Here is a 288-nt window from a genome sequence, read left to right as displayed (position 1 = left end):
AGCTGGTTCTTTTGCTAGGTATTAAAATATCAAATATAGAAAGAACGGAGGGGTATTAAATGAATAAAGTACTATCTTTACAAAAAGAATCTATTTCTAAAGATGTTCAATTGAAGGCGAAATCTTCTAAAAGTGTTCAATGTAAAACAAGTAGTAATGCAAGCTGGTTCTTCTGCTAAGCATTAAAACATCAAATATAGAAAGAACGGAGGGGTATTAAATGAATAAAGTACTATCTTTACAAAAAGAATCTATTTCTAAAGATGTTCAATTGAAGGCGAAATCTTC

Annotated in this window: 1 protein-coding gene; it reads left to right on the top strand. The window is 29.5% G+C overall.

All coding sequences use genetic code 11. The features are described from left to right. The first annotated feature begins 59 nt into the window (after positions 1–59). Positions 60–179 carry a class III lanthipeptide gene (locus GBN78_RS30535; protein WP_189340010.1) on the top strand — a complete coding sequence of 40 codons (120 nt, stop codon included), beginning with the start codon at positions 60–62 and terminating at the stop codon, positions 177–179. Positions 180–288 lie beyond the last annotated feature (109 nt).

Origin of the sequence: Bacillus sp. B2-WWTP-C-10-Post-4, from assembly GCF_009183805.1 — a bacterium.
GTDB lineage: Bacteria > Bacillota > Bacilli > Bacillales > Bacillaceae_G > Bacillus_A > Bacillus_A cereus.
Note: the sequence above shows the minus strand (reverse complement) of the source record. Positions and strands in the feature narration are given on the sequence as shown.

Bases quoted from the DNA above. Each gene is read 5' to 3' on its own strand.
- GBN78_RS30535 (WP_189340010.1), top strand. From the start codon at position 60: ATGAATAAAGTACTATCTTTACAAAAAGAATCTATTTCTAAAGATGTT.